At 41.3% G+C, this 22,603-nt stretch carries 20 protein-coding genes; 8 read left to right on the top strand and 12 right to left on the bottom strand.

The features are described 5' to 3' along the window. Positions 1-2: 2 nt before the first annotated feature. The 4 genes from cyoB to ppsA form a co-directional block, all read right to left on the bottom strand. Positions 3-1,991: a cytochrome o ubiquinol oxidase subunit I gene (gene cyoB / locus FTT74_RS04980; RefSeq protein ID WP_096900904.1), complete on the bottom strand. Its 1,989-nt coding sequence runs from the start codon at positions 1,989-1,991 to the stop codon at positions 3-5. A 3-nt stretch (positions 1,992-1,994) separates the two neighbouring features. Continuing rightward, positions 1,995-3,068 carry a ubiquinol oxidase subunit II gene (gene cyoA, locus FTT74_RS04975; protein WP_004973169.1) on the bottom strand — a complete coding sequence of 358 codons (1,074 nt, stop codon included), beginning with the start codon at positions 3,066-3,068 and terminating at the stop codon, positions 1,995-1,997. A gap of 302 nt (positions 3,069-3,370) precedes the next feature. Further along, positions 3,371-4,168, bottom strand: coding sequence for an RDD family protein (locus tag FTT74_RS04970; RefSeq protein ID WP_004973172.1), 798 nt, complete (start codon positions 4,166-4,168; stop codon positions 3,371-3,373). A gap of 74 nt (positions 4,169-4,242) precedes the next feature. Next, complete coding sequence (gene ppsA / locus FTT74_RS04965) at positions 4,243-6,621, bottom strand: phosphoenolpyruvate synthase (RefSeq protein ID WP_179988645.1); 2,379 nt, start codon at positions 6,619-6,621, stop codon at positions 4,243-4,245. Positions 6,622-6,776: 155 nt separating this feature from the next. Here ppsA and FTT74_RS04960 point away from each other — a divergent pair, with 155 nt between their 5' ends. Beyond that, the gene (locus FTT74_RS04960) at positions 6,777-7,613 is read left to right on the top strand and encodes a pyruvate, water dikinase regulatory protein (protein ID WP_004973178.1); all 837 of its coding nucleotides are present in this window, start codon (positions 6,777-6,779) and stop codon (positions 7,611-7,613) included. Positions 7,614-7,727: 114 nt separating this feature from the next. On the opposite strand, the gene FTT74_RS04955 is transcribed toward FTT74_RS04960, so the two are convergent. The 5 genes from FTT74_RS04955 to FTT74_RS04935 all read right to left on the bottom strand — a co-directional run bounded on the left by FTT74_RS04955 (position 7,728) and on the right by FTT74_RS04935 (position 11,405). After that, the gene (locus FTT74_RS04955; protein ID WP_004973179.1) at positions 7,728-8,282 is read right to left on the bottom strand and encodes a hypothetical protein; all 555 of its coding nucleotides are present in this window, start codon (positions 8,280-8,282) and stop codon (positions 7,728-7,730) included. 191 nt (positions 8,283-8,473) lie between these two features. Next, on the bottom strand, positions 8,474-8,911 hold the full coding sequence (locus FTT74_RS04950; RefSeq protein ID WP_218945593.1) for a hypothetical protein: 438 nt from the start codon (positions 8,909-8,911) through the stop codon (positions 8,474-8,476). A 72-nt stretch (positions 8,912-8,983) separates the two neighbouring features. Beyond that, positions 8,984-9,988, bottom strand: coding sequence for an LLM class flavin-dependent oxidoreductase (locus FTT74_RS04945; RefSeq protein ID WP_179988661.1), 1,005 nt, complete (start codon positions 9,986-9,988; stop codon positions 8,984-8,986). Positions 9,989-10,209: 221 nt separating this feature from the next. Then, positions 10,210-10,734, bottom strand: coding sequence for a hypothetical protein (locus FTT74_RS04940; protein ID WP_179988644.1), 525 nt, complete (start codon positions 10,732-10,734; stop codon positions 10,210-10,212). Positions 10,735-10,979: 245 nt separating this feature from the next. Beyond that, positions 10,980-11,405, bottom strand: coding sequence for a hypothetical protein (locus FTT74_RS04935; RefSeq protein WP_179988643.1), 426 nt, complete (start codon positions 11,403-11,405; stop codon positions 10,980-10,982). Positions 11,406-11,791: 386 nt separating this feature from the next. On the opposite strand from FTT74_RS04935, the gene prfA reads away from it, so the two are divergent. Further along, on the top strand, positions 11,792-12,880 hold the full coding sequence (gene prfA, locus FTT74_RS04930; RefSeq protein ID WP_004973192.1) for a peptide chain release factor 1: 1,089 nt from the start codon (positions 11,792-11,794) through the stop codon (positions 12,878-12,880). Beyond that, on the top strand, positions 12,880-13,710 hold the full coding sequence (gene prmC, locus FTT74_RS04925; RefSeq protein WP_131260809.1) for a peptide chain release factor N(5)-glutamine methyltransferase: 831 nt from the start codon (positions 12,880-12,882) through the stop codon (positions 13,708-13,710). The genes prfA and prmC overlap by 1 nt, the downstream gene beginning before the upstream one ends. A gap of 114 nt (positions 13,711-13,824) precedes the next feature. On the opposite strand, the gene FTT74_RS04920 is transcribed toward prmC, so the two are convergent. The 3 genes from FTT74_RS04920 to FTT74_RS04910 form a co-directional block, all read right to left on the bottom strand. Then, the gene (locus tag FTT74_RS04920) at positions 13,825-14,736 is read right to left on the bottom strand and encodes a bestrophin family protein (protein ID WP_004973196.1); all 912 of its coding nucleotides are present in this window, start codon (positions 14,734-14,736) and stop codon (positions 13,825-13,827) included. A gap of 203 nt (positions 14,737-14,939) precedes the next feature. After that, positions 14,940-15,290, bottom strand: a complete 351-nt coding sequence (locus tag FTT74_RS04915; protein WP_104852119.1) for a hypothetical protein — start codon at positions 15,288-15,290, stop codon at positions 14,940-14,942. 260 nt (positions 15,291-15,550) lie between these two features. After that, positions 15,551-16,576: an AraC family transcriptional regulator gene (locus FTT74_RS04910; RefSeq protein WP_178865887.1), complete on the bottom strand. Its 1,026-nt coding sequence runs from the start codon at positions 16,574-16,576 to the stop codon at positions 15,551-15,553. 142 nt (positions 16,577-16,718) lie between these two features. Here FTT74_RS04910 and FTT74_RS04905 point away from each other — a divergent pair, with 142 nt between their 5' ends. The 5 genes from FTT74_RS04905 to FTT74_RS04885 all read left to right on the top strand — a co-directional run bounded on the left by FTT74_RS04905 (position 16,719) and on the right by FTT74_RS04885 (position 22,555). Beyond that, complete coding sequence (locus tag FTT74_RS04905) at positions 16,719-17,489, top strand: 3-hydroxyacyl-CoA dehydrogenase (RefSeq protein ID WP_004973201.1); 771 nt, start codon at positions 16,719-16,721, stop codon at positions 17,487-17,489. Between the two features lie 148 nt (positions 17,490-17,637). Then, entirely contained in the window at positions 17,638-18,774 is a 1,137-nt protein-coding gene (locus FTT74_RS04900; RefSeq protein ID WP_004973203.1) for an acyl-CoA dehydrogenase family protein, read from the top strand. Between the two features lie 276 nt (positions 18,775-19,050). After that, complete coding sequence (locus FTT74_RS04895; RefSeq protein ID WP_131260808.1) at positions 19,051-20,697, top strand: AMP-binding protein; 1,647 nt, start codon at positions 19,051-19,053, stop codon at positions 20,695-20,697. 255 nt (positions 20,698-20,952) lie between these two features. After that, complete coding sequence (locus FTT74_RS04890) at positions 20,953-21,663, top strand: hypothetical protein (RefSeq protein WP_004973205.1); 711 nt, start codon at positions 20,953-20,955, stop codon at positions 21,661-21,663. 163 nt (positions 21,664-21,826) lie between these two features. Beyond that, positions 21,827-22,555 (top strand): HesA/MoeB/ThiF family protein, encoded by a 729-nt coding sequence (locus FTT74_RS04885; protein WP_096900943.1) that lies wholly within the window; start codon positions 21,827-21,829, stop codon positions 22,553-22,555. The last annotated feature ends 48 nt before the right edge of the window (positions 22,556-22,603 follow it).

The following is a 22,603-nucleotide window of genomic DNA, read 5'->3' as shown; positions in this document are numbered from 1 at the left end:
TCTTAGTCCTTCTTCAAGTGTTTTTCAAGGATCGCATAGCGTTCGTTTTCAATACGCTCAACTTCAGCAGCAGGAACATAGTAGTCCACTTTCTTCGTGAAAGAACTCACGATGAAGCTGATGATTGCCGCAATGAACGTAACGATTGCTAGCCACCAAATATGCCAGATTAATGCGAAGCCCATAGTTGTAATAAACATTGCAATTATGAAGCCAGCTGCACGGTTAGTTGGCATATGGACATCTTCATACTTAGTTGGACGAGCGTATGCAACACCATTTTCTTTGTCAGTCCAGAAAGTATCAATACCATTGATCTTTGGAAGGTGAGCAAAGTTATAGAACGGTGCTGGAGAAGAAGTAGCCCACTCAAGCGTACGGCCATCCCATGGATCTCCAGTAAGGTCTAAGCGTTGGTTGCGTTGTAGGAAGCCAACCACAATCTGCATAACGAAGCAGAATAGACCAATAGCAATTAACACAGAACCGAAGAACGCAATTGCCAAGTATGGATCCCATTCTGGGTTGTCATATGTATTCAAACGACGAGTCATACCCATGAAACCAAGGATATAAAGTGGCATGAATGCAAAGTAGAAACCGAAGAACCAGAACCAGAATGCTGCTTTACCCCAAGTTTCATTGAGTCTCCAACCAAACATTTTTGGCCAGTAGTAAATGATACCTGCGAACATCGCGAATACTACACCACCAATAATTACGTTATGGAAGTGAGCAATTAGGAATAAAGAGTTGTGTACAAGGAAGTCCGCTGGTGGAACTGCCATTAATACACCTGTTAAACCACCGATACCAAAAGTCACAAGGAAGCCAAGTGTCCAAAGCATTGGGGTAGTGTAGGTAATACGACCCTTGTACATGGTGAATAACCAAGAGAAGATTTTCACACCAGTAGGAATCGCAATAATCATGGTCATGATACCGAAGAACGCGTTAACGTTGGCACCTGCACCCATGGTAAAGAAGTGGTGAACCCATACAACAAGTGATAACACACCAATTGCAACAGTTGCGTACACCATTGATTTGTAACCGAACAATGTTTTGCGAGCAAAAGTCGCAGTTACTTCTGAGTAAATACCAAATGCTGGTAATACTAAGATATAAACTTCTGGGTGACCCCATGTCCAAATCAAGTTTACATACAACATTGGGCTACCACCCATGTCGTTCGTAAAGAAGTGGAAACCGAAGTAACGGTCAAGCGTTAACATTGCAATTGTCGCAGTTAAAACTGGGAATGTTGCAATGATAAGTACCGCAGTAACTAATGTTGTCCAAGTGAAAACAGGCATGTCCATAAGTTTCATGCCAGGCGCACGCATTTTGATGATGGTAACGAAGAAGTTAACACCAGTAAGAAGCGTACCTAGACCAGAAACCTGAAGTGCCCAAATATAGTAGTCAACACCAACACCTGGAGAATATTCGATACCAGATAGAGGAGGATAAGCCATCCAACCTGTAGCAGCGAATTCACCCAATGCAAGTGAAACCATCATTAAACCTGCAGCACCAGCGAATAACCAGAAGCTTAAAGAGTTTAATAACGGGAAGGCTACGTCACGAGCACCAATCTGTAATGGTACAGAGATGTTCATTAAGCCAACAACAAGACCCATTGCCACGAAGAAGATCATGATCACACCGTGTGCGGTGAAAATCTGGTCATAGTGTTCTGGGTGTAAATAGCCTTCACCACCACCTTTCGCAAGGAACTGTTGAAGACGCATCATGATCGCATCTGCGAAGCCACGAAGTAACATGACTACAGATACAAAGATATACATGATACCAATTTTTTTATGGTCTACAGATGTGAACCATTCGTTCCACAAGTAGCCCCATTTTTTGAAGTAGGTAATACCAGCAATCGCTGCAAGACCACCTAAGATCATCGCTGCAACAGTTACCAATACGATTGGATCGTAAGGAATTGCATCTGGACCTAACTTACCTAATAAGCTCATGTCTTATTCCCCTTGAGAAGCAGTCGCATGTTCAACTGCTACATGAGTTTCAGAAGCAGGCGCTTCACCAGCCACTACAGGAGCTGAATGGTCAGCACCATGGTAGTTACTCATATAGTTATTGATCACTGATTCAAACAAGCCTTGCTCAACAGAAGAGTAATAAGTCACAGGATGTGGCTGAGTCTTATATGGACCTTCTTTTAAAGCCGTTGCAGCAAGTTTTTTCTCTAATTCAGTTTTGGCGTTACGAACCATTGCATCAATTTGTTTCTGTGAACGGTTACCGTCACGTAAAGAAGCAAATTCAGCTTGATCTAAAACTGTTTTTTGAACAGCTTGAGGATTGATAGTCGTACCTTGACCTGCTTTAACAGCTGTTACCCATTGCTCAAAATCAGCTTGAGTTACAGAGTGAGCTTTAAAGCGCATTTGCGAGAAACCATAACCTGAGTAGTTAGATGAGAAACCACGGAATTCGCCCGTGTTGTCTGCTAAAACGTTCAAGTGAGTTTGCATACCCGCCATTGCATAAATCTGACCAGATAATGCAGGGATAAAGAACGAGTTCATTGTGAAGTTAGATGTTAAACGTAAGCTTACAGGCGTTTGCTCTGGGAAGCGTAATTCGTTAACAGTAGCAATGTTCTGTTCTGGGTAGATGAAGATCCATTTAAATTGTTCAGCAATAACTTGAACAGTTAAAGGAGCTTTTTCGGATTCTAGCGGACGGTAAGGGTCGTACTTGTGGGAACCCCACCAAGTTAACCAAGCTAAAATACAAATAATAATAACAGGTATACCCCATACTACAATTTCAATTGCAGTAGAGTGTGACCATGTTGGTTGATAGTCTGCGTCTTTATTCGATGCGCGATATTTCCAACCGAACCACAATGCCATAATTGCAGATGGAATAACCACCAATAGCATTAGGTAAATCGCAGTCATCATCAGGTTACTTTGACCTGCTGCAACTGGACCTTTTGAGTTCAGAAGTACTAAATCACCGCCACACCCAGTTAAGAGTGCAGCCATCGTAGATAAAGACAATACAGCTAAAATCGTTTGTCTCATTTTACAACCTCGGTGAAGAGTCCCATTCCCTAATTTAATATGGGATAGCGATTAAAGTGTCGCATGATTAAAAAGACATCAAAAAAGATGAAAAAGTCTTCTTAATCATCGGACACCGCTACGTTGTAGGGCATTATGCCTGATATCGACAAACTAAGCTACACATAAAGCGGCTTTAAGTGGAGGGAATGAAAACCAATTTTTATACTCGGAATTATTTGTGTTAATTTTAATTTATTTATATTTATCAATATTATAAGAAAAAAGGGATGATCAATCATCCCTGAATAAATAAAATCAAATTATTGCTTTACGACTTTGGTTTTGGCGAGTTTATCGTGCAAAGCCTGTCGTTTTGCACCAAATGCAAAGCCATAATCTAAAATTGTGATGAAGGGCATAAACATCATATTCAAAATAATGAAAATGATAGAGCGAATAGTAAACACACGCATTAGGCTGACTTTTTCATCGGTTTCAGCATCGACAATCTTAATTTTAGTCAGACGTTTGCCAATACTTTGTCCAGTTTTAGCCAGCAGGAAGGCTTGTATGCCCAGCATAATCAATAAATAAATTGCCACCGCTTGCCAAGCTTGCATTGGAATGAGCTGAAAGAGTTCAGTTTGCAATTGCATGGCTTGATCAGACGTTGTCGCTGCCTGCATTTTTTGTTGTAAACCAGACAATTGTTCAAACTGGTCCGCATTTAAGAAAAAAGAGGGAAGTGCTGCTGCAGGCAACCATAACAACATGTCTATAATTTTGGCTAAAGCACGTTGGTTAATGCTCGCCAATTCATTTTTTGTTGCCTGTGTTCTTGAATTTGATGATGCTGAGCTTGGTCGTGATGTGTTTGTAGCCGTGTAATCTGTATTTTGAAAAGGTGAATGTTCAGGGGCAGGTGGTGTGCTGACGTAGCCTTGTGGTTCATATACAAGTTTACCTTGGGTGAGTTCACCTAAAGCTTTCCATTCGCTCATGCCTTGGTGCCAAGCCAAATCTGTCAGCAACACTTGTTGGCTGGCGAGCATTTGGTTGAGCTGCTCTAAGGTGTATGGCCCAGCTTGTTGATTATTTCGTGCCAAGTAAATTTGCATAAATATAAAATCTCAAAAAATGAATTTGAAAAAAAACCCACGCAGGTGCATGGGTTTTCTTTTAACACGTTTTACTACGCTTGTTGAGCTTTTTCTTCAGAAAGGAAGAACCAAGTGTCTAAAACTGAGTCTGGGTTTAAAGATACAGATTCAATACCTTGTTCCATTAACCAACGTGCAAGGTCAGGGTGATCTGAAGGGCCTTGACCACAGATACCGACATATTTACCTGCTTTACGGCATGCGTGAATTGCCATAGAAAGTAATGCTTTCACTGCAGGGTCACGTTCATCGAACAGGTGAGAAACAATGCCTGAGTCACGGTCTAAACCAAGTGTTAACTGAGTTAAGTCATTTGAGCCGATAGAGAAACCATCGAAGTGCTCAAGGAATTGTTCAGCCAACAATGCGTTGGTTGGTAATTCACACATCATGATCACTTTCAGACCATTTTCACCACGTTTTAAACCATTCAGCGCAAGCAATTCGATCACACGTTTTGCTTCAGCAACGGTACGTACAAATGGAATCATAATTTGTACGTTGGTTAAGCCCATTTCGTCACGTACTTTTTTCAAGGCACGACATTCAAGCTCGAAGCAGTCACGGAAATTGTCAGACACATAACGACTTGCACCACGGAAGCCCAACATTGGGTTTTCTTCTTCTGGCTCATATAACTTACCACCAATTAAGTTTGCGTATTCGTTTGATTTGAAGTCAGACATACGCACAATCACTGGTTTGTCAGCGAATGCAGCAGCAAGGGTAGAAATACCTTCAACCAATTTTTCTACATAGAATTCGATTGGCGATGAATAGCCCGCAGTACGCGCCATAACTGCTGCACGTGTTTCACGTGGTAAGCTGTCAATATTAAGCAATGCTTTAGGATGCACACCAATCATACGGTTGATGATGAATTCTAAACGTGCAAGACCAATCCCTTCGTTTGGAATTTGAGCAAAGTCAAATGCGCGGTCTGGGTTACCAACGTTCATCATGATTTTGAACGGAAGTTTAGGCATAGATTCGATTGAGTTCTTTTGAACTTCAAAATCTAAAGCACCTTCATAAATGAAACCTGTGTCGCCTTCGGCGCAAGAAACTGTAACTTCCTGACCATCAGTCAAAACTTCAGTTGCATTACCACAACCTACAATTGCAGGTACGCCTAATTCACGGGCAATAATTGCAGCGTGACAAGTACGACCACCGCGGTTAGTGACAATTGCAGCAGCACGTTTCATCACTGGTTCCCAGTCTGGATCAGTCATGTCTGAAACAAGAACGTCACCTTCCTGAACTTTGTCCATTTCTTTAATAGACGTTACAACGCGGACTCTACCAGAACCGATACGCTGACCAATTGAACGACCTTCACAAATGACCGTACCTTTTTGTTTCAATAGGTAGCGTTCCATAGTACCGACGTTTTCACGGCTTTTTACAGTTTCAGGACGTGCTTGAACGATGTAGATTTGACCGTCATCACCATCTTTTGCCCATTCAATATCCATAGGCGCTTGATAATGTTCTTCAATAATTAACGCTTGTTTCGCTAATTCTTGTAGTTCGTGATCATTTAAAGAGAACTGTTGGCGATCTTGTTTTTCAACATCGACCACAACTACAGATTTACCAGTCGCGCCTTCTTCACCATAAATCATTTTTTGGTGTTTAGAGCCAAGGTTACGACGTAAAACTGAGTGTTTGCCTGCTTTTAATAAAGGCTTAGAAATATAGAATTCATCTGGGTTAACTGCACCCTGAACCACCATTTCACCCAAACCATAAGAAGCAGTAATGAATACAGCATCACGGAAACCAGATTCTGTATCTAGGGTAAACATTACACCAGCAGCGCCAGTTTCTGAACGTACCATACGTTGTACGCCTGCAGACAAAGCAACGACATCGTGGTCAAAGTTTTGGTGTACACGGTAAGAAATCGCGCGGTCGTTGTACAAAGATGCAAAAACTTCTTTAATGGCAATTAATACGTTGTCAATGCCACGGATGTTTAGGAATGTTTCTTGCTGACCTGCGAAAGATGCGTCTGGTAGATCTTCTGCAGTTGCAGATGAACGAACGGCAACCGCGATGTTTGGGTTGCCGTTAGAGAGTGCTTCAAAAGCAACTCGGATTTCTTGTTCTAGTGATGCAGTAAGCGGAGTGTCGACAATCCATTGACGAATTTTTGCACCAGTTTCAGCAAGCGCATTCACGTCATCTACATTGAGTGTTTTTAGCTCTGCTTGAATTTTAGCGTTTAGGCCACTTTGCTCGAGAAATTCACGATAAGCAGCAGCTGTTGTTGCAAAGCCACCTGGTACCGATACACCAGCATTAGATAAGTGGCTGATCATTTCGCCCAAAGATGAGTTTTTCCCACCCACGAGCTCAACATCGTGTTTCCCTAATTTTTCCAGACCAATTACGCGCGCTTCCAAAGTTGTTACTCCACTTTTGCAGTATTAATCACTATCTTGTCATGAAATTATAATAAATCTACTTAGCAATTTGGTTTTACTAAGCGACAGTCATGTAAGATCGGTTTACTATAAAGATTATATAGCACTAAGACAAATGTTTAAGGAGAATTTTAATGTCAGATGGTAAACAAATTAAGCGGAGTGTTTTTTTTATTTCCGATGGAACTGCAATTACGGCTGAAACCCTTGGACATTCACTCTTAGCGCAATTTCCAAATGTGGACTTTGATATTCATATTCATCCTTATATTACGTCTGAAGAAGCGGCTATGAATGTGGTGGCAGAGATTAATGCCCGAGCACAAATTGATGGTCAATTACCTTTGGTGTTTGATACCTTGGTTGACCAATATGTGCGTGACATTATCAACACTGCCAAAGCAATTAATTTAGATGTATTTGAAGGCTTAATTAGTAAGCTTTCTGAAGAGTTAGGAACACCACCAACCACTTTGGTCGGGCAGACGCATGCCGTAACAGATTCTGAATCTTACAAGGCACGTATTGATGCGGTGCATTTTGCCTTAGATAACGATGATGGCGCACGTACACGTCATTACGACAAGGCCGATCTGATTCTGATTGGGGTGTCGCGTTCGGGTAAAACGCCAACTTCCATCTACCTTTCTTTACAGTTCGGGATTCGTGTGGCGAACTATCCATTGACTGAAGAAGACCTCGATGACAACCGTTTGCCAGCCGTATTAAAGCCGCATAAACATAAGTTATTTGGCTTGATGATTGATGCTGAACGCCTTGTGGCAATTCGTACTGAACGTAAAGCCAATAGCCGTTATGCAAGTTTTAATCAATGCCAAATGGAATTGCGTGCGATTGAAGGTATTTATATTTCAGAAGGGATTAAATATTTAAATGTTTCAGAAATGTCGATTGAAGAAATTTCAACACGTGTTTTACAAATGACAGGTTTAAAACGTCGTATTGGTTAATGAAACTATATGTATTAAAAGAGCCAAAATTTTATTTTGGCTCTTTTTTATTGGATTTAAATAGAATAAAAATCAAGCTACTATTTATTTAAATGATAATGCTTTTAGTGTGACTTAAAATGTAGTGATAATGGTATCAATTGGATGTTCTTGTCCATCAATACTATGCACGCTATGTGCACAGACTTTGACAATTGGCCAAGTAATCAAATGGCAATTTTCGCGTTGTAAAGCTGAATAATAATGATCAGATTTAAAATAGCGTTGATGTGTATCTGCAATGTTTGGTGTGAGTTGACGTTTAAGCCACGTGTCTTTGACTTGAGCATCTAAAAAGCGTAAAGCCAAAATATTTTTGACGCGGTTATTAAACAAACGTCGATTTTTAAACACTAAAGGATGGCTAATTAGGCGATGGATGCCACGTTCTGTACTTGGCAGGACAAAATGCGGTGCAATTTGAAAGACTTGAACAGATGTCGCTTGCTGACAAATTCTATCGAGTTGTGCCACGCTGTCCTGATTTGCACCAATAACTGCAACGCGTAAACCTGTGAAGTCATGCTGTTTGATTTCAGTTGCAGGAATGCATTCGCCTTGGAATTCTTGAAAATCTGCCAAGCAGTTTTGAAAAGCGTGTCTATGTACGTCGTGTTTAGGACTGACCATGCTGAATCTCTTGATTTATTCATTTTATAAATTAGAACATTTACTCTATTTTGTTGGGGCAGTACTGTTTGGTAAAGTCTTTTGTGCAGGCGAGCCAGTCATTCCTAAAGATTGAAAATTAATTCAACTGAGATTTAAGCGGGAGAAAACAAGAAAATACAAATTTTTTGTAATTATAATTATTTACACTCTTAGTCAGAAGTTGGTAAAGGAGATGTTAATTTATTGATAATAATAGAATTATTTTTAACGCAAGCAGAGTTTGGTTTTATGATCCATGAATATGAATCTAAATCAATATTAGAGGCTTCACCTGCACCATAGGCAACTCTATCGCCATTTTTATACGTTTTATTATCTACGACTAATACATCATTTCTCGAATCCCAGTAAGCTTGTTGAGTCGCAAAAATAGGAAGAAAATTCGTCTGGTTTGCTGTGAAATACAAGCATTTTCCTTCAAGGGTAATTATTGCTTCACTGTAGCTAGCATTACTTCCATCACCTGAATATTGTAGTTTTGGTATGATGATTTCTGTTTGATTATTCAGTGACGATTCAGAACAGCCTAGCACTGTAAACAAAGTGCCAAAGAAAACGGGTAGAAGCTTCTGTTTAAAAATTAACATATGATCCAATAATACCTTAAGAATTTAGTTACCTTACAGCCCTTGATTTGGCTGTAAGGTGTGTTGAATGAATTAAATATTTTTCTTCATTTGCATGAGTAAATCAAAGTTGTATAAGCGTTTTTCTGTGTCATAGATATCACAGGAAAAAATAAACTCATCGACATCATACTTTGCCAATAAGTTTTCTAATCCTGCTTTGACTGTAGCCTTAGAACCAATTTGTGCCATGCCATAAAAACTATCGACGGACATTTTTTCTGCAGGCGACCACAAACCTTCCATACTTTCGACAGGAGCTTTGAGTTTTAGGCTTTGTCCACGCATTAAACCTAAAACACGCTGATAGGCACTAGTCGCCAAAAATTCTGCTTCTTGGTCGGTATCTGCAACCACTGTTGGCACACCCATAGACACATAAGGCCGCTCTAAATATTCTGAAGGCTCAAAATTGTCACGATATAACTGAATGGCTTGAGCAAGCATACGCGGGGCGAAGTGTGAGGCAAATGAGTAGGGTAGTCCTAATTTTGCAGCAAGTTGTGCGCTAAATAAACTTGAACCAAGCAACCATACAGGAACGTGTGTCCCTTGTCCTGGCGTAGCAACAATACGTTGTCGTGGTTCAGCATCTTTAAAGTAATGCAAAATTTCTAAAACATCTTGCGGAAATTGATCTTCAGTGTCCTGTCGCCCACGACGCAGCGCACGCATGGTCACTTGATCTGTGCCTGGTGCGCGACCTAAACCGAGTTCAATACGGTTAGGATATAAAGTCGCTAAAGTTCCAAACTGTTCAGCGACCACTAACGGTGCGTGGTTGGGGAGCATAATACCGCCAGAACCGAGTTTAATTTTTTGCGTATTTGCTAATAAATAACCCAAAAGAACTGCGGTTGCTGAGCTGGCAATGCCATCCATATTATGATGTTCCGCCAACCACAAACGGTCATAGCCGAGTTGTTCTGCGTGTCGTGCTAATTCAAGTGCATGATGCAGTGAAAACTGTACTGATTGATCATCACGTACAGGTGCGAGTTCAAGAATGGCAAATTTTGTGTCTTGCAGGGAACGCATCATTTATTCCAGCTTGATTAAAGAGAGTTTTATCATACGACGCTGCACTGATTTTGTATATCGAAAATTTTCGATATATGGGTGGGGTATGGGATATTGCCACTTAATAACGCATGACATTCATCAAAAAAGCATGCTTCATAAAAATATTTATCCAAAAAAGTTACCAGTAAATAAAAAGCACCCGAAGGTGCTGAAGATGTTAGAAGTATCGTGAGAAATTAACGACGTTTACCATTTTTATAGTGACCTAAATGTAAGCCATTGTCTTTGCGGTAACGGTCATTATAACGGTAGTCATTGTAGCGATAGCCACGGCTATCATAGCGGCGGTCATAACGATCAGCGTAGTGTTTGTTGTCATAGCGGTCATCTCGACGGTCTTCGCTAACTTTTTGACCTAATACTGCACCACCTGCAGAACCGAGTCCTGCACCGACATAGCCACCATTGTTGCCTGCCATATTGCGACCAACGCTATATCCACCTGCACCGCCCAAGGCAGCACCAATCATGGCACCGTTACGGTCACGTTTATTGGCAGAAGCTGCAGCACCGCCCGCACCACCAATGGCTGAACCAATCATCGCGCCTGTTTGTCCACCCATTTGTTGACCAATTGCTGCTCCGACAGCACCACCCAAGGCAGAACTTACGGCAACACGTGTATCGTTCGCATGCGCAGTGCTCATAAGCAAGGCAGAACTTGCGATAACGCTACCCAATAAAATACGATTAAGTTTCATGCGGATGCTCCAAATATTGATTAATATGTTTTGTAATGAAGATATAGAAACAGATGGCAAAGATCGTGAAGGGCAATGAGGTAAATCTGCAAAGTTTAGTAAAGACTTTGTAATTGCACTGCTAAATTTCTTCATATTGATTATGGTCGTTTTTTTGAACTGATATATGAAGAAAAATTAATCCTATAAAAAAGCATCAAACCTGTGTTGATGCTTTTTTGCTGCTCTATGCCTATCGTTCAAGATTAACGACGGTTGCGTTTTTTCTTCCATTTACGTTCTTGATAGCGGTCATATTCTTTATCTTTCGAGATTTTATTGCCGAGTGCTGCACCACCTGCTGCACCTAAAGCTGAACCAATATAACCACTATTGGTACCGCCCATATTTTTACCTACGGTATAACCCGCACCACCACCCAAAGCACCACCAATTGCAGATTCAGTACGATGACGCTTATCACTCGCCACGGCTGCACCACCAGCACCGCCTAAGGCAGCGCCTAGTGTTGCACCCGTAGTACCACCCATATTTTTACCAATAGCTGTACCTGCAACACTGCCTAAAGCACTGGCTGCGGCAACGCGCGTAGTATTGTCTGCATAAACGTTGGCACTGAGCATTGAAGCTGTGGCTAAAGCTGCTGTCATTAACATTGCATTAAGTTTCATGTTGAACTCCATGTCCATTTACAGGACTTATTTATGATCAATTTTGATGGGCTCAATTTAACAAAGCGCCGCTTTTAAAATGTGGAGAGTGCAGACGAGATTGGTGTTCTTTGGTGTGGGCTTTGTATGAGTTTGATTAAAATTGCTAAAAAAATGTCCAAATGCGGATGCTAATTGCGGTACTTGGTGAGTTGTACATTCACCGCAATGCACAGCATCATCAAGCAGAAATACTGCTAGAACATCTGCAGATAGGCATTTCAAACATCGTACAGACTTAATAATGATGTTATTTGGGTGGTAGAATCGGTAAACTATGCGCAATTTTTTATTTCGCTGTGCTGCGTGTTGCATGTAACAGCCTTTGCATTGAGATTTTTTAAACAATGAAAGAATCGTTACGTTTACGATTAGATCAGCTTTCTGACCGCCATGAAGAATTGACTGCTTTGTTGGCAGATGTTGAAGTGATTTCAGATAACAAGCGTTTTCGTCAATTATCACGCGAACACAGTGATTTAGACGAAATTACGGCAGTGTGGTCACAATACACACAAGCTGAAGCCGATATTGAAACAGCCGAAGCAATGTTGTCTGATCCTGATTTTAAGGAAATGGCGCAAGAAGAAATTAAAGACAATAAAGCCCTAATTCAGCAACTTGAAGCTGATTTAAATATTTTAATGATTCCAAAAGACCCGAATGATGCTAACTCGGCTTATTTGGAGATTCGTGCAGGGACTGGGGGCGATGAAGCTGCGATTTTTTCGGGTGACTTATTCCGCATGTATAGCAAATATGCCGAAAGTCAGGGCTGGAGAATCGAAATTTTATCTGAAAATGAAGGTGAACACGGCGGATATAAAGAAGTCATTTGCTTGGTGAATGGCGAAGGCGTGTATGGTCGTTTGAAGTTTGAAAGTGGCGCACATCGTGTGCAACGTGTTCCTGCGACTGAATCGCAAGGTCGTGTGCATACATCAGCGTGTACTGTGGCAATTTTACCTGAAGTAGATGTAGACACCACGGTAGATATTAACCCTGCCGATTTGCGTATCGATACCTATCGTGCTTCGGGTGCGGGTGGTCAGCACGTTAACAAAACCGACTCTGCAGTGCGTATAACCCACATTCCGACGGGTACTGTGGTGGAATGTCAGGAAGAGCGTTCACAGCATAAAAACAAAGCGAAAGCGATGGCGTTGTTGGCATCACGTTTGGAAAATGCCAAACGTGCTGCAGCAGATGCAGCAACTTCAGAAATGCGTCGTGATTTGGTGGGTTCGGGTGACCGTTCTGAGCGTATTCGTACCTATAACTATCCGCAAGGACGTATGACAGATCATCGTATTAACCTGACTTTATATAAGTTGGATGCGGTGATGGAAGGTGATTTAACTGAACTACTAGATAGTCTGCATCGTGAATATCAGGCAGATCAGTTGGCGATGCTTGCTCAGCAAAACGGTGGTTAATGAATATTGCACAAGCCTTGGCGCTACGTGGTGAAGTCGATAGCTATGAGCGTCAAGAAAATATTTGGTTGTTAGAGCATTTTTTAGGACTCAGTGCGCTTGAATTAAAATATCGTGCAGATCAGGAATTGAGTGCCGCGCAAGAGCAGATGTATGTGCAGGCTTTGGCACGTATAGCAGCAGGCGAGCCTTTGGCGTATATCACAGGTTCACAGCCATTTTGGACACTGGATTTAAAAGTCACGCACGATACTTTGGTGCCACGTCCTGATACCGAGGTTTTGGTCGAAACTGTGTTGGCTTTGTCATTACAACGTGATGCTGTAATTGTCGATTTAGGCACAGGTACAGGGGCGATTGCTTTGGCTTTAGCATCTGAACGTCCAGATTGGCAGGTAACCGCAACCGATATTTACCTGCCAACGCTTGCAGTTGCTCAAGAAAATGCAAGCAAGCATGCTTTAAATCAGGTGCAATTTGCCTGTGGTGCATGGTTTGAGGCATTGGGTTCAGCAGCCGAGCCACGTTTTGATTTAATTGTATCTAATCCGCCGTATATAGATGCTAATGATGCACACATGTCTGCTTTGGCAGCAGAGCCTGAACGTGCATTGGTGGCAGCAGATCAGGGTTTGGCAGATATTCTGCAGATTATTTCGCAGGGTAAGCACTGGCTGAAAGCAAATGGATGGATTGCACTAGAGCATGGCTATGACCAAGCTTTAGCAGTGCAAGCGATTTTTGCAGAACACGGTTTTTCTGACATTCGTACAGTCAAAGATTATGCAGGCAATGATCGGGTGACTTTAGCACAATGGCTTGCTGGCTGATGTGTTATATCAGTTAAAAATCTTGTGAGATCTATTTATCAGCTTGCAAACATAGACGAATGATTAGCAAAGTTTAAGTGCAAGACCAATTTATGAGCCTCAACTCAACTGATGTCAGCTTAGGTTGCCTTTCACTGCCAAAATTGCAGGTGGCAGTTCTTCGCCAAGTGAACTCAGCATTTCCCGTTCAATTAATCGCACCATGGAGTTGAGCGGTAAATCATTGTCTTGCAGGCCAAAAGGTTCTTCAAGTTGTTCGCTGAGAGCATCTAAACCTAAGAATAAATAGGCAATTAAACCCACCAAAATTGGTGTCCAGATTCCTAAACTTGCTTCTAAACTAAAAGGCAGAATAAAGCAGAAGCAATACACAGTGCGGTGCAACAAGACTGAATAAGAAAAAGGCAAGGGTGTGCTGAGAATTCGATCGCAACCTGCTTGCACATTACCCAATTCAACAATATGTTGATTCAAGCCTTGATAAATAATATCGGAAATTTCACCTGTTTTCAGTGCGCTGACTAACTCTTTTTGAATGCTTTCTAAAATAAACTGTGCGGCATTAATATGCGGAAATAATGCTTCATAATCTGCAGATGTGAGGTTGACTTTGTTTTGATAAAAATCGATAGGTTGGTTTTGATTGCGTAAACGGTTACGCAATAAATTACTAAACAACATGACCCGATACATCAAGACCCGACGCTGTTGATCTGGCAGTACGTATGAGTCACGTGAAATATGCCGTGATGTTGCAATTAACGTCCCCCACAATTTTCGACCTTCCCACCAACGTTCATAACTGGCGTTATTTCTAAAACTGAGGAAAATAGACAAAATAATACCGAAAATGGTAAAGCCAATGGCTGGTACGCTCGGCACTTGAAAAAAGTGGTGAGAAGACAAATACACTAAGACCGTAGAAAGGAAGACCACAATTGCAAGTGCAGGTAAGACCGTGGGTAAAATTGTCCCATACCATGCAAACAGTAGGGTAAAACTGTTGTTTTTATTGCGAATAATCATCTTGATGCATCCTTGAAGTTGTCCTTAGTGTTTCATAGACAAACAACGCTTGGCAAGATGATAGCTAGCTTTTGATTCAAAAAGCAGCAAGCGGCTTAAAGTCAATTTTTCTTATTTATTATTGCAACAGCCAATAAAAAAGTGATGCCATGAAGACATCACTTTTTAAATACTTTCAGCAACTGAATGCTCAAAGTTTTAGCTTACATCGGGTAATCTTGCAAACAGTCTGGAATTTCAACTTGTGCCAAACTGTCTGTTTCTAAAGCTAAACATAGTGCAACAATTTTAGCGGTATCGCACAGGTGTTCATCTTTGAGTGCTAAACCTGCTTGTAAAGATTGTAAATCTTCTTGGCAAATATCTAGGGCTTGCGCTGCTTCAAGTGCATCTTCACGTTTGAAAAACGCAGACATGACATTGCGTAACTGTTCTTCTGAGGTATTTAGAATACTTTGATTGAGTAATTCATCTAATTGGTCAGAAGCTTGGTTGAGGGAGTGAGAGAAATTTTGAACTAGATTGTGTTCAAGTACATCCATCATCTTAAGCATGGGGAAACCTCCAAAGATGCTCGTACATTTAATATTACAGGGGGAGTATGACAGCCGAATTGCATAAAATTTATGCTTTAAATTGATTGAAAAGTAAACTAAATTTAATACTTTGACAATGCAGTGCCGATGAACGTCCAGTTCACTGCTCAACCTTGAAATCACAGCGATGAGTTTTCTTTTATAATTAAGTTGTTTGTAAAATACACAAAATAGTGGCTGAGTAGTAGGTGATAAGTCACGCAATTATGAGCTTTCAATTATGAGCTTTCGGTATATTGTCGATATGCACCAGGATTGACCCCAGTCCATTTTTTAAAGGCACGATGAAAAGCGCTAGGATCATGGAAATTTAATTGATCGCTAATTTCCTGAAGTGATTGTTGGGTTTTGCTCAACAATTCAATTGCCGTATCTCGACGGATTTCATTTTTTAATTGCTGATAGCTGGTGCCTTCCTGCTTTAAACGCCGTTGGAACGTCGCTTCAGACATATTGAAATGTTGGGTTAATTCGTTCAGTTCTAACCACTCACTCGGCGGCAATCGCATTAATTGTTTACGGATTTTATGACTCAGCGCATGTGGGTTTTTATAACGCACCAAAAGGTTAAAAGGTGTTTGTTTTAAAAAGCGTTTCCAACTTTTTTTATCCTGCTTGATTTTTAAATCAAGATGTTTTGCCTCAAAATAAATCTTATGCGCTGTACACGCATATTCAATTTCATCACAGAAACGGACACGATAATCAGCATCATCCTGCGGGGCAGCACATTTGAGTTGCATGTTTAAAATAGCGATACGTTGTCCTGTCAGCCAGCACATCAAGCCATGAATCAGCATTAAATAAGTGGCATAACTAAACATCGGTTTCACTTGATCTTTATCGTGAATGGTTAAGATTGCATATTCACCATCTACGTTTAATTCACCTGAAAAATCATCCAGTATTAAATTAAAGAAATTTAAAATGTCCTGTAATGCGGCCTTTAAATGCTCTGCTTGGTACACCCATTTAGACAAGAGTTGATAACTGCCACGACGCATAGCATGGCTGTCCATGCCAAAAAATTCATCGTTCATGGCATCTGCCAGTGCAATCCACAATTGACCATATTGCAGAATTGACACCCTCGCTTTGTTGGAATGTAACAGCTCTGCAGGAATACCCGCCGTCTGCAAAATCGCATGCGTATCCATACCGCGTTGCTGTGCAGTATGCAAAGCTTCATGGACTAAAGCAATTGAAATTGTACCTTTGCTGTAAGTGAGCTGAGTTGCATTCATGGGATGGCGTGGTATTCCATTTACAAGTTGAGTGTTCAAATACATCATAGTCGATGCAGGGTTTGGAAATTGTACTCTAGCTTGAGTGTGATTAATCTGTTTCTTAAGTTGTATCAACCTGAAAATTTATAAGGAAAATAAAATGAAAATTCAAGGAAAAGTCTGTGTGGTCACGGGTGGTGCATCGGGTTTAGGCGCTGCGACTGCACAACATTTAGTTGCGCAAGGTGCAAAAGTTATTTTGGTTGATATGAATCAAGAACTTGGGCAGCAGCTTCAACAGCAATTGGGCGAAAATGCAGACTTCGTAGCTGTAGACGTGACCGATGAAAACCAAGTACAGCAGCTTTTTAACCATATTGAGCAAAAATACGGACAGTTAAATGGCTTGGTGAATTGTGCAGGCATTGCACCGTCTGCTAAAGTCTTGGGACGTGATGGTTTGCATGATTTGGCAATGTTCCAAAAAGTGCTGAATATTAATGTCACGGGCAGTTTTAATATGATCCGTTTTGCGGCACAACTGATGGCGAAATATGACTTAGCCGCCGATGAAGAAGAGCGTGGTGTGATTGTGAATACTGCTTCGGTTGCAGCATTTGATGGGCAGATTGGACAAAGTGCGTATTCTGCATCGAAAGGTGCAATTGTGGGGATGACGCTGCCTTTGGCACGTGAATTGGCACGTGAAGCCATTCGGGTGATGACGATTGCCCCCGGTATTATGGAAACCCCGATGCTGAAAGCATTTCCACAGCATGTGCAAGATGCTTTAGGGCAAATGGTGCCATTTCCACCACGTTTGGCAAAGCCTGAAGAATTTGCGCAATTGGTGGGTCATATTTTTGAAAATGGTTATTTAAACGGTGAAGTGATTCGTTTGGATGGCGCAATTCGTATGCAACCGAAATAAGTTATGACGATGCTATATCCATAAAATAGCCTAAGCAAAAATTCAAGTATTGAAAAACTGGATACTAAAAAACCGTTGCAATACAGCACAAGGATGTTGCGCGCATTCCTGACAAAAACAACATCTACCATATAAACAGAGGGTCACCATGATTTTAAGCCATGAACAAAAAATGATTCAGGATATGCTGCGCAGTTATGCACAGGAAAAGCTTAAACCAACTGCAGCGGCACGTGATAAAACTGCTGAATTCCCTGCAAAGGAGTTAAAAGAACTGGGTGAGCTAGGTGCTTTGGGCATGACCGTTGCAGAAGAATGGGGCGGTGCAGGTTTAGATTATGTATCTCTCGTTTTAGCCTTAGAAGAAATTGCTGCGGGTGATGGTGCAATTTCAACGATTGTGAGTGTGCAAAACTCATTGCCATGCGGAATTACACAACGCTACGGCACAGAGGCGCAAAAACAAAAATATTTAACTAAACTGGCAACAGGCGAATGGTTAGGCTGCTTTTGTTTAACTGAACCACAAGTCGGCTCTGATGCCAGCGCGATTGAATGTAAAGCTGAAAAAGATGGCGAGGATTGGGTTTTAAATGGCACCAAGCAGTTTATCACCACAGGCAAATATGCAGATGTTGCTTTAGTTTTTGCTGTAACGGACAAAACTGCGGGTAAAAAAGGCATTTCCTGCTTTTTAGTCCCGACGAACACACCAGGTTATATCGTGGCACGTTTAGAAGACAAAATGGGACAGCACTGTTCCGATACCGCCACCATCGTGTTGGAAAACTGCCGTATTCCTGCAGAAAACCTATTGGGGCAAGAAGGTGAAGGCTACAAAATTGCACTCTCTAATTTAGAGTCGGGGCGTATTGGTATTGCCGCGCAATCGGTGGGTATGGCGCGAGCAGCTTTAGATGCAGCCGTGGACTATGCCAATGAGCGTAAAGCTTTTGGAGTTGAAATTGTGCAACATCAGGCAGTCGCGTTTCGCTTGGCAGATATGGCAACACAGATTGAAGCTGCACGACAGCTTATTCTACATGCCGCAAGCCTCAAAGATGCAGGCTTACCGTGTTTAAAAGAAGCATCTATGGCCAAGCTTTTTGCTTCAACCATGGCAGAGCGTGTGTGTTCAGATGCGATTCAAATACATGGGGGCTATGGCTATGTATCTGATTTCCCAGTTGAACGTATTTACCGCGATGTGCGCGTTAGCCAAATTTATGAAGGTGCATCCGATATTCAGCGTTTGGTGATTGCACGTGAAGTGACTAAGCGTTAAAGCTGAGTATCTAAAACTTTAGTCGGTGTCCAAAGCTTGCAAGGTTATTGCAGGATGTGGAAATTGAGAAAATGTTCAAATCATGTTTAGCTAACTTGATTGAAAAATACGCGAAGATCATGTCGTGATTGCGTTGCATGATCGACTTCAACACAGCAAACCTAATTTAAATTTTAAAGAGCGATTCAATCCTAACTTGTAAAAACGGTTAAAACAATAACGCATATTGCTGCAAATGAATTGCAGTGTCATCAGTTTAAGACGGAGCTTAAAAGAATGAAAACTTTGCAAGAGGCATATCAACAGTTTGATATTGAGCAACTGATTCAAACCCAATTGGCAGGAACGCCAACGGCACTTAATGCCTATGAAGAATGTTGCGGACGCTATACGGGTACTCAACAAACTGCCTTAATTTGGGAAGGCAAACACGGTCAAACTGCATCGTGGACATTTGATCAACTGGCAGAAGCATCTGGAAAATTGGCAAATTATTTTACTCAACTGGGCTTAAAAGCAGGTGATTGTATTGCAGGATTATTGCCGCGTACGCCTGAATTGTTAATTACGGTTTTTGCCACATGGCGCATTGGGGCAGTGTATCAGCCTTTATTTACAGCCTTTGAATCTAAAGCGATTGAGCACCGTATTCAAACTGCAAAGACGCAGCTCATTGTGACCAATACTGAGCAGCGTCCAAAACTAAATGCCTTGTCTAATGTGAAAATTTTAACTGTGGACGCAGCAAATCAAGCTCAAAACCATGATACAGATTTTTGGCAAGTTCTAAGCACTCAAGACACTTACTTTGAAACCGTGTATCGCAGTTTTGAAGATGATTTTCTGATGATGTTTACATCAGGCACTACGGGTTTAGCTAAATCTGTACCTGTGCCTTTAAAAGCCATTGTGGCATTTAAAGGTTATATGCAGCATGCAGTCGATTTAAGAGCAGAAGATTCATTTTGGAATTTAGCCGACCCTGGTTGGGCTTATGGCTTGTATTACGGTATTACAGGGCCACTGAGTTTGGGGCATAGCATTATTATGGATGAACGTCCATTTAGTGTTGATCATGCACTGGAAATTATCCGTAAATATCAGGTGAGTAATTTAACAGGTTCACCAACCGCATTTAGAATGTTCTTTGGTTTTAAAGAAAAGTTTGATGGTGATATTCAACGACATCTGCGTGTGGTTAGCAGTGCAGGCGAGCCGCTCACACCAGAAGTGATTCATTGGTTTAAGCATGATTTACAAGTCAATATTTATGATCAATATGGACAAACCGAATTGGGGATGGTGATTGCCAATCATCATGCACTGGAACATCAGAAAAAAGTAGGTTCTGCGGGTTATGCTATTCCCGGACATCGTTTCGCGGTTTTAAATGCACAGCATCAGGAAGTCGCTCACGGCGAAATTGGCACACTTGCACTGGATGAATCACAATCGCCTTTAATGTGGTTCAAAGGTTACGATGGGGATGACCGTAAATCATTTGTGGGACAGTATTATTTAACGGGTGATACGGTACGTTTAAATGAATTTGGTGGGATTGATTTTATTGGTCGTGCAGACGATGTCATTACAACTTCGGGTTATCGTGTCGGGCCTTTTGATGTAGAAAGTACTTTGCTTGAATGTGAGGAAGTGCTTGAATCCGCAGTAATTGGTAAGCCAGACCCAGAGCGTACAGAAGTGGTAAAAGCCTTTGTGGTGTTAAAAAATCAATATCAACCAAGCACTGCATTGCAGGAAAAGCTGCAACAGTATGTGCGTTCACGCTTATCGAAACATGCCTATCCTAAAGAAATTGAATTTGTCAGCAGTTTGCCTAAAACATCCAGTGGAAAAATTCAGCGTAATTTATTGAAGCAACAAGAAATTGCAAAACAAAATGCTTTTAAAAAAGTGAGCTAAATTCAGCCAATAGGCCCTGTTAATTATTGCGCCATAAGAAAAACGCCATTCATACAGATTGGCGTTTTTTTAAATCTGTATTCTTTATTTAAACCACCCGATTATGCAAGCACGAACTCAATCGATAGAAAATGTGTGCATCATATTGGTGATGTGATATTTTCAACTTTATGCTGACACAATGAACAAGGCTGCATGTACTTCGATTACGATAAAAGCATGTAGGCAGCGCAATACATATTGGGGGAGAACATCATGGTAACAGCTCATTTAAATTTCACGCAGCCGTCAAAGCGGATATTTACGAAGTCGATATGGATGGGCGCAGCTTTACTGTTGTGTGCCTCTGGCAGTTATGCACAAAACTGGAACCCAGCGCCAACTGCTGAAAGTACAGCCTATTCCAGCTATCCAGCAGCAAAAACGCCACAAAAAAATTATGCAGTCTTTGCCGAATACGCCAATTTTGAAGCAGATTTTGACAGTGGCGATACAGTAGAACTAGATGGTTTTGCTTTGGGTGTTTCCACCACGCCACATCGCTCAGGTTTTTATGGCAGATTGGAATTCTTAAAAAACAATGAATACGATTTGGATTATTATGAATTCAATATGGGCGGGAATTTAAACCTGATCAGCTATCATGGTTTTTATTTCAATACATACGCAGGTCTAGGTTATAGCGGCGCAAGTTCAAAGCTGCTTGCCAATGATGTCAATTTTGTCACTTTACCTGTGGGCGTAGAAGTCGGTTTGAACTTTGTTCCTGATTTCTCGATTTACGCCACTGCCGGTTATAAATGGTTATATGACAGCACCTCGAATACCACCTGTAAAGATGGGACAACCTCAGACAAAGTCGGGAATACGGCATGTTACTGGAATGGTGGAATTGCCTATTATAATGAATATATAGGCGATGCCGATGGCGTTACTTATAACGTAGGCATGCGGATGCACTTTTAAGCAAGTCGTTGCACATCTCCATCTGTTCAAATACGCAACAATTCAACCGCCGTCATGGCGGTTTGCTTTGAATACCCGTTATACTTGGCGTTTTGGTTTTGCAGAATAGGGCATTTTCTTGGAAAGCATATTCGATACTCAGTTGGAATTGAGCGATGCAGAAATGCATCTATATAGCCGACAAATTTTATTGGATGGCTGGGATATTGAAGCCCAAGAAAAATTAAAACTGGCCAACGTACTTGTTGTTGGGTGTGGCGGGATTGGCTGTTTAAGCGCAGAATTACTTGCACGTGCAGGCGTGGGAAAAATCACTCTGATTGATGCTGATGTGATTGAAACCAGTAATTTGCAACGACAAATCGCCTATACCCCCGCAGATTTAGGCTTTTATAAGGCCGAAATTCTCGCAAAAAGATTAATGCAAATTAATCCTTATATCGAGATTGTTTGTTTAACCACGCTGTTAGATGCGCAAAATGCAGGCACTTTAGTTGCCCAACAAGACCTAGTTTTAGATGGTTGTGATAATTTCAGTACCCGATATTTGGTCAATCAATATTGCCGACAATTGAATGTACCTTTACTCAGTGCCTCTGCCATTGGTTTTCAAGGGCAAATGTTCATGGTCGAAGGTGATTCTGCTTGCTATGAATGTCTGTTCCCGAAAGAACAACATGCCAATGAAAGTTTGCGCTGCGCTGACAGTGGCGTATTGGCAACCACTCCCAACGTCATGGCCAGTTTACAAGCGCATCATGCCTTATTGTACTTGGGTTTAGGCAACACCGCGCTGAAACAAAAGCTATTACTTTGGGATGGTTTAAGCATGAAACAACGCTTATTGTCGTTTGATCAAGACCACAACTGTCCAGTTTGTCAGGCAAGATAGCCTTTTTACTTGGCAATTTTTTGTTAAACTCTCACTACTTTAATATGA

Origin of the sequence: Acinetobacter sp. YH01007 (genome assembly GCF_013420425.1) — a bacterium.
Classification (GTDB): Bacteria; Pseudomonadota; Gammaproteobacteria; order Pseudomonadales; family Moraxellaceae; genus Acinetobacter; species Acinetobacter towneri.
This window is presented reverse-complemented; position numbering and strand designations above follow the sequence as displayed.

Bases quoted from the DNA above. Each gene is read 5' to 3' on its own strand.
- FTT74_RS04915 (WP_104852119.1), bottom strand. From the start codon at position 15,290: ATGCTTAAGATGATGGATGTACTTGAACACAATCTAGTTCAAAATTTC.
- cyoB (WP_096900904.1), bottom strand. From the start codon at position 1,991: ATGAGCTTATTAGGTAAGTTAGGTCCAGATGCAATTCCTTACGATCCA.
- FTT74_RS04920 (WP_004973196.1), bottom strand. From the start codon at position 14,736: ATGATTATTCGCAATAAAAACAACAGTTTTACCCTACTGTTTGCATGG.
- FTT74_RS04905 (WP_004973201.1), top strand. From the start codon at position 16,719: ATGAAAATTCAAGGAAAAGTCTGTGTGGTCACGGGTGGTGCATCGGGT.
- cyoA (WP_004973169.1), bottom strand. From the start codon at position 3,068: ATGAGACAAACGATTTTAGCTGTATTGTCTTTATCTACGATGGCTGCA.
- FTT74_RS04940 (WP_179988644.1), bottom strand. From the start codon at position 10,734: ATGAAACTTAATCGTATTTTATTGGGTAGCGTTATCGCAAGTTCTGCC.
- FTT74_RS04960 (WP_004973178.1), top strand. From the start codon at position 6,777: ATGTCAGATGGTAAACAAATTAAGCGGAGTGTTTTTTTTATTTCCGAT.
- FTT74_RS04895 (WP_131260808.1), top strand. From the start codon at position 19,051: ATGAAAACTTTGCAAGAGGCATATCAACAGTTTGATATTGAGCAACTG.
- FTT74_RS04970 (WP_004973172.1), bottom strand. From the start codon at position 4,168: ATGCAAATTTACTTGGCACGAAATAATCAACAAGCTGGGCCATACACC.
- FTT74_RS04900 (WP_004973203.1), top strand. From the start codon at position 17,638: ATGATTTTAAGCCATGAACAAAAAATGATTCAGGATATGCTGCGCAGT.
- prfA (WP_004973192.1), top strand. From the start codon at position 11,792: ATGAAAGAATCGTTACGTTTACGATTAGATCAGCTTTCTGACCGCCAT.
- FTT74_RS04885 (WP_096900943.1), top strand. From the start codon at position 21,827: ATGCATCTATATAGCCGACAAATTTTATTGGATGGCTGGGATATTGAA.
- FTT74_RS04910 (WP_178865887.1), bottom strand. From the start codon at position 16,576: ATGAATGCAACTCAGCTCACTTACAGCAAAGGTACAATTTCAATTGCT.
- FTT74_RS04935 (WP_179988643.1), bottom strand. From the start codon at position 11,405: ATGAAACTTAATGCAATGTTAATGACAGCAGCTTTAGCCACAGCTTCA.
- FTT74_RS04955 (WP_004973179.1), bottom strand. From the start codon at position 8,282: ATGGTCAGTCCTAAACACGACGTACATAGACACGCTTTTCAAAACTGC.
- FTT74_RS04890 (WP_004973205.1), top strand. From the start codon at position 20,953: ATGGTAACAGCTCATTTAAATTTCACGCAGCCGTCAAAGCGGATATTT.
- prmC (WP_131260809.1), top strand. From the start codon at position 12,880: ATGAATATTGCACAAGCCTTGGCGCTACGTGGTGAAGTCGATAGCTAT.
- FTT74_RS04945 (WP_179988661.1), bottom strand. From the start codon at position 9,988: ATGCGTTCCCTGCAAGACACAAAATTTGCCATTCTTGAACTCGCACCT.
- FTT74_RS04950 (WP_218945593.1), bottom strand. From the start codon at position 8,911: ATGTTAATTTTTAAACAGAAGCTTCTACCCGTTTTCTTTGGCACTTTG.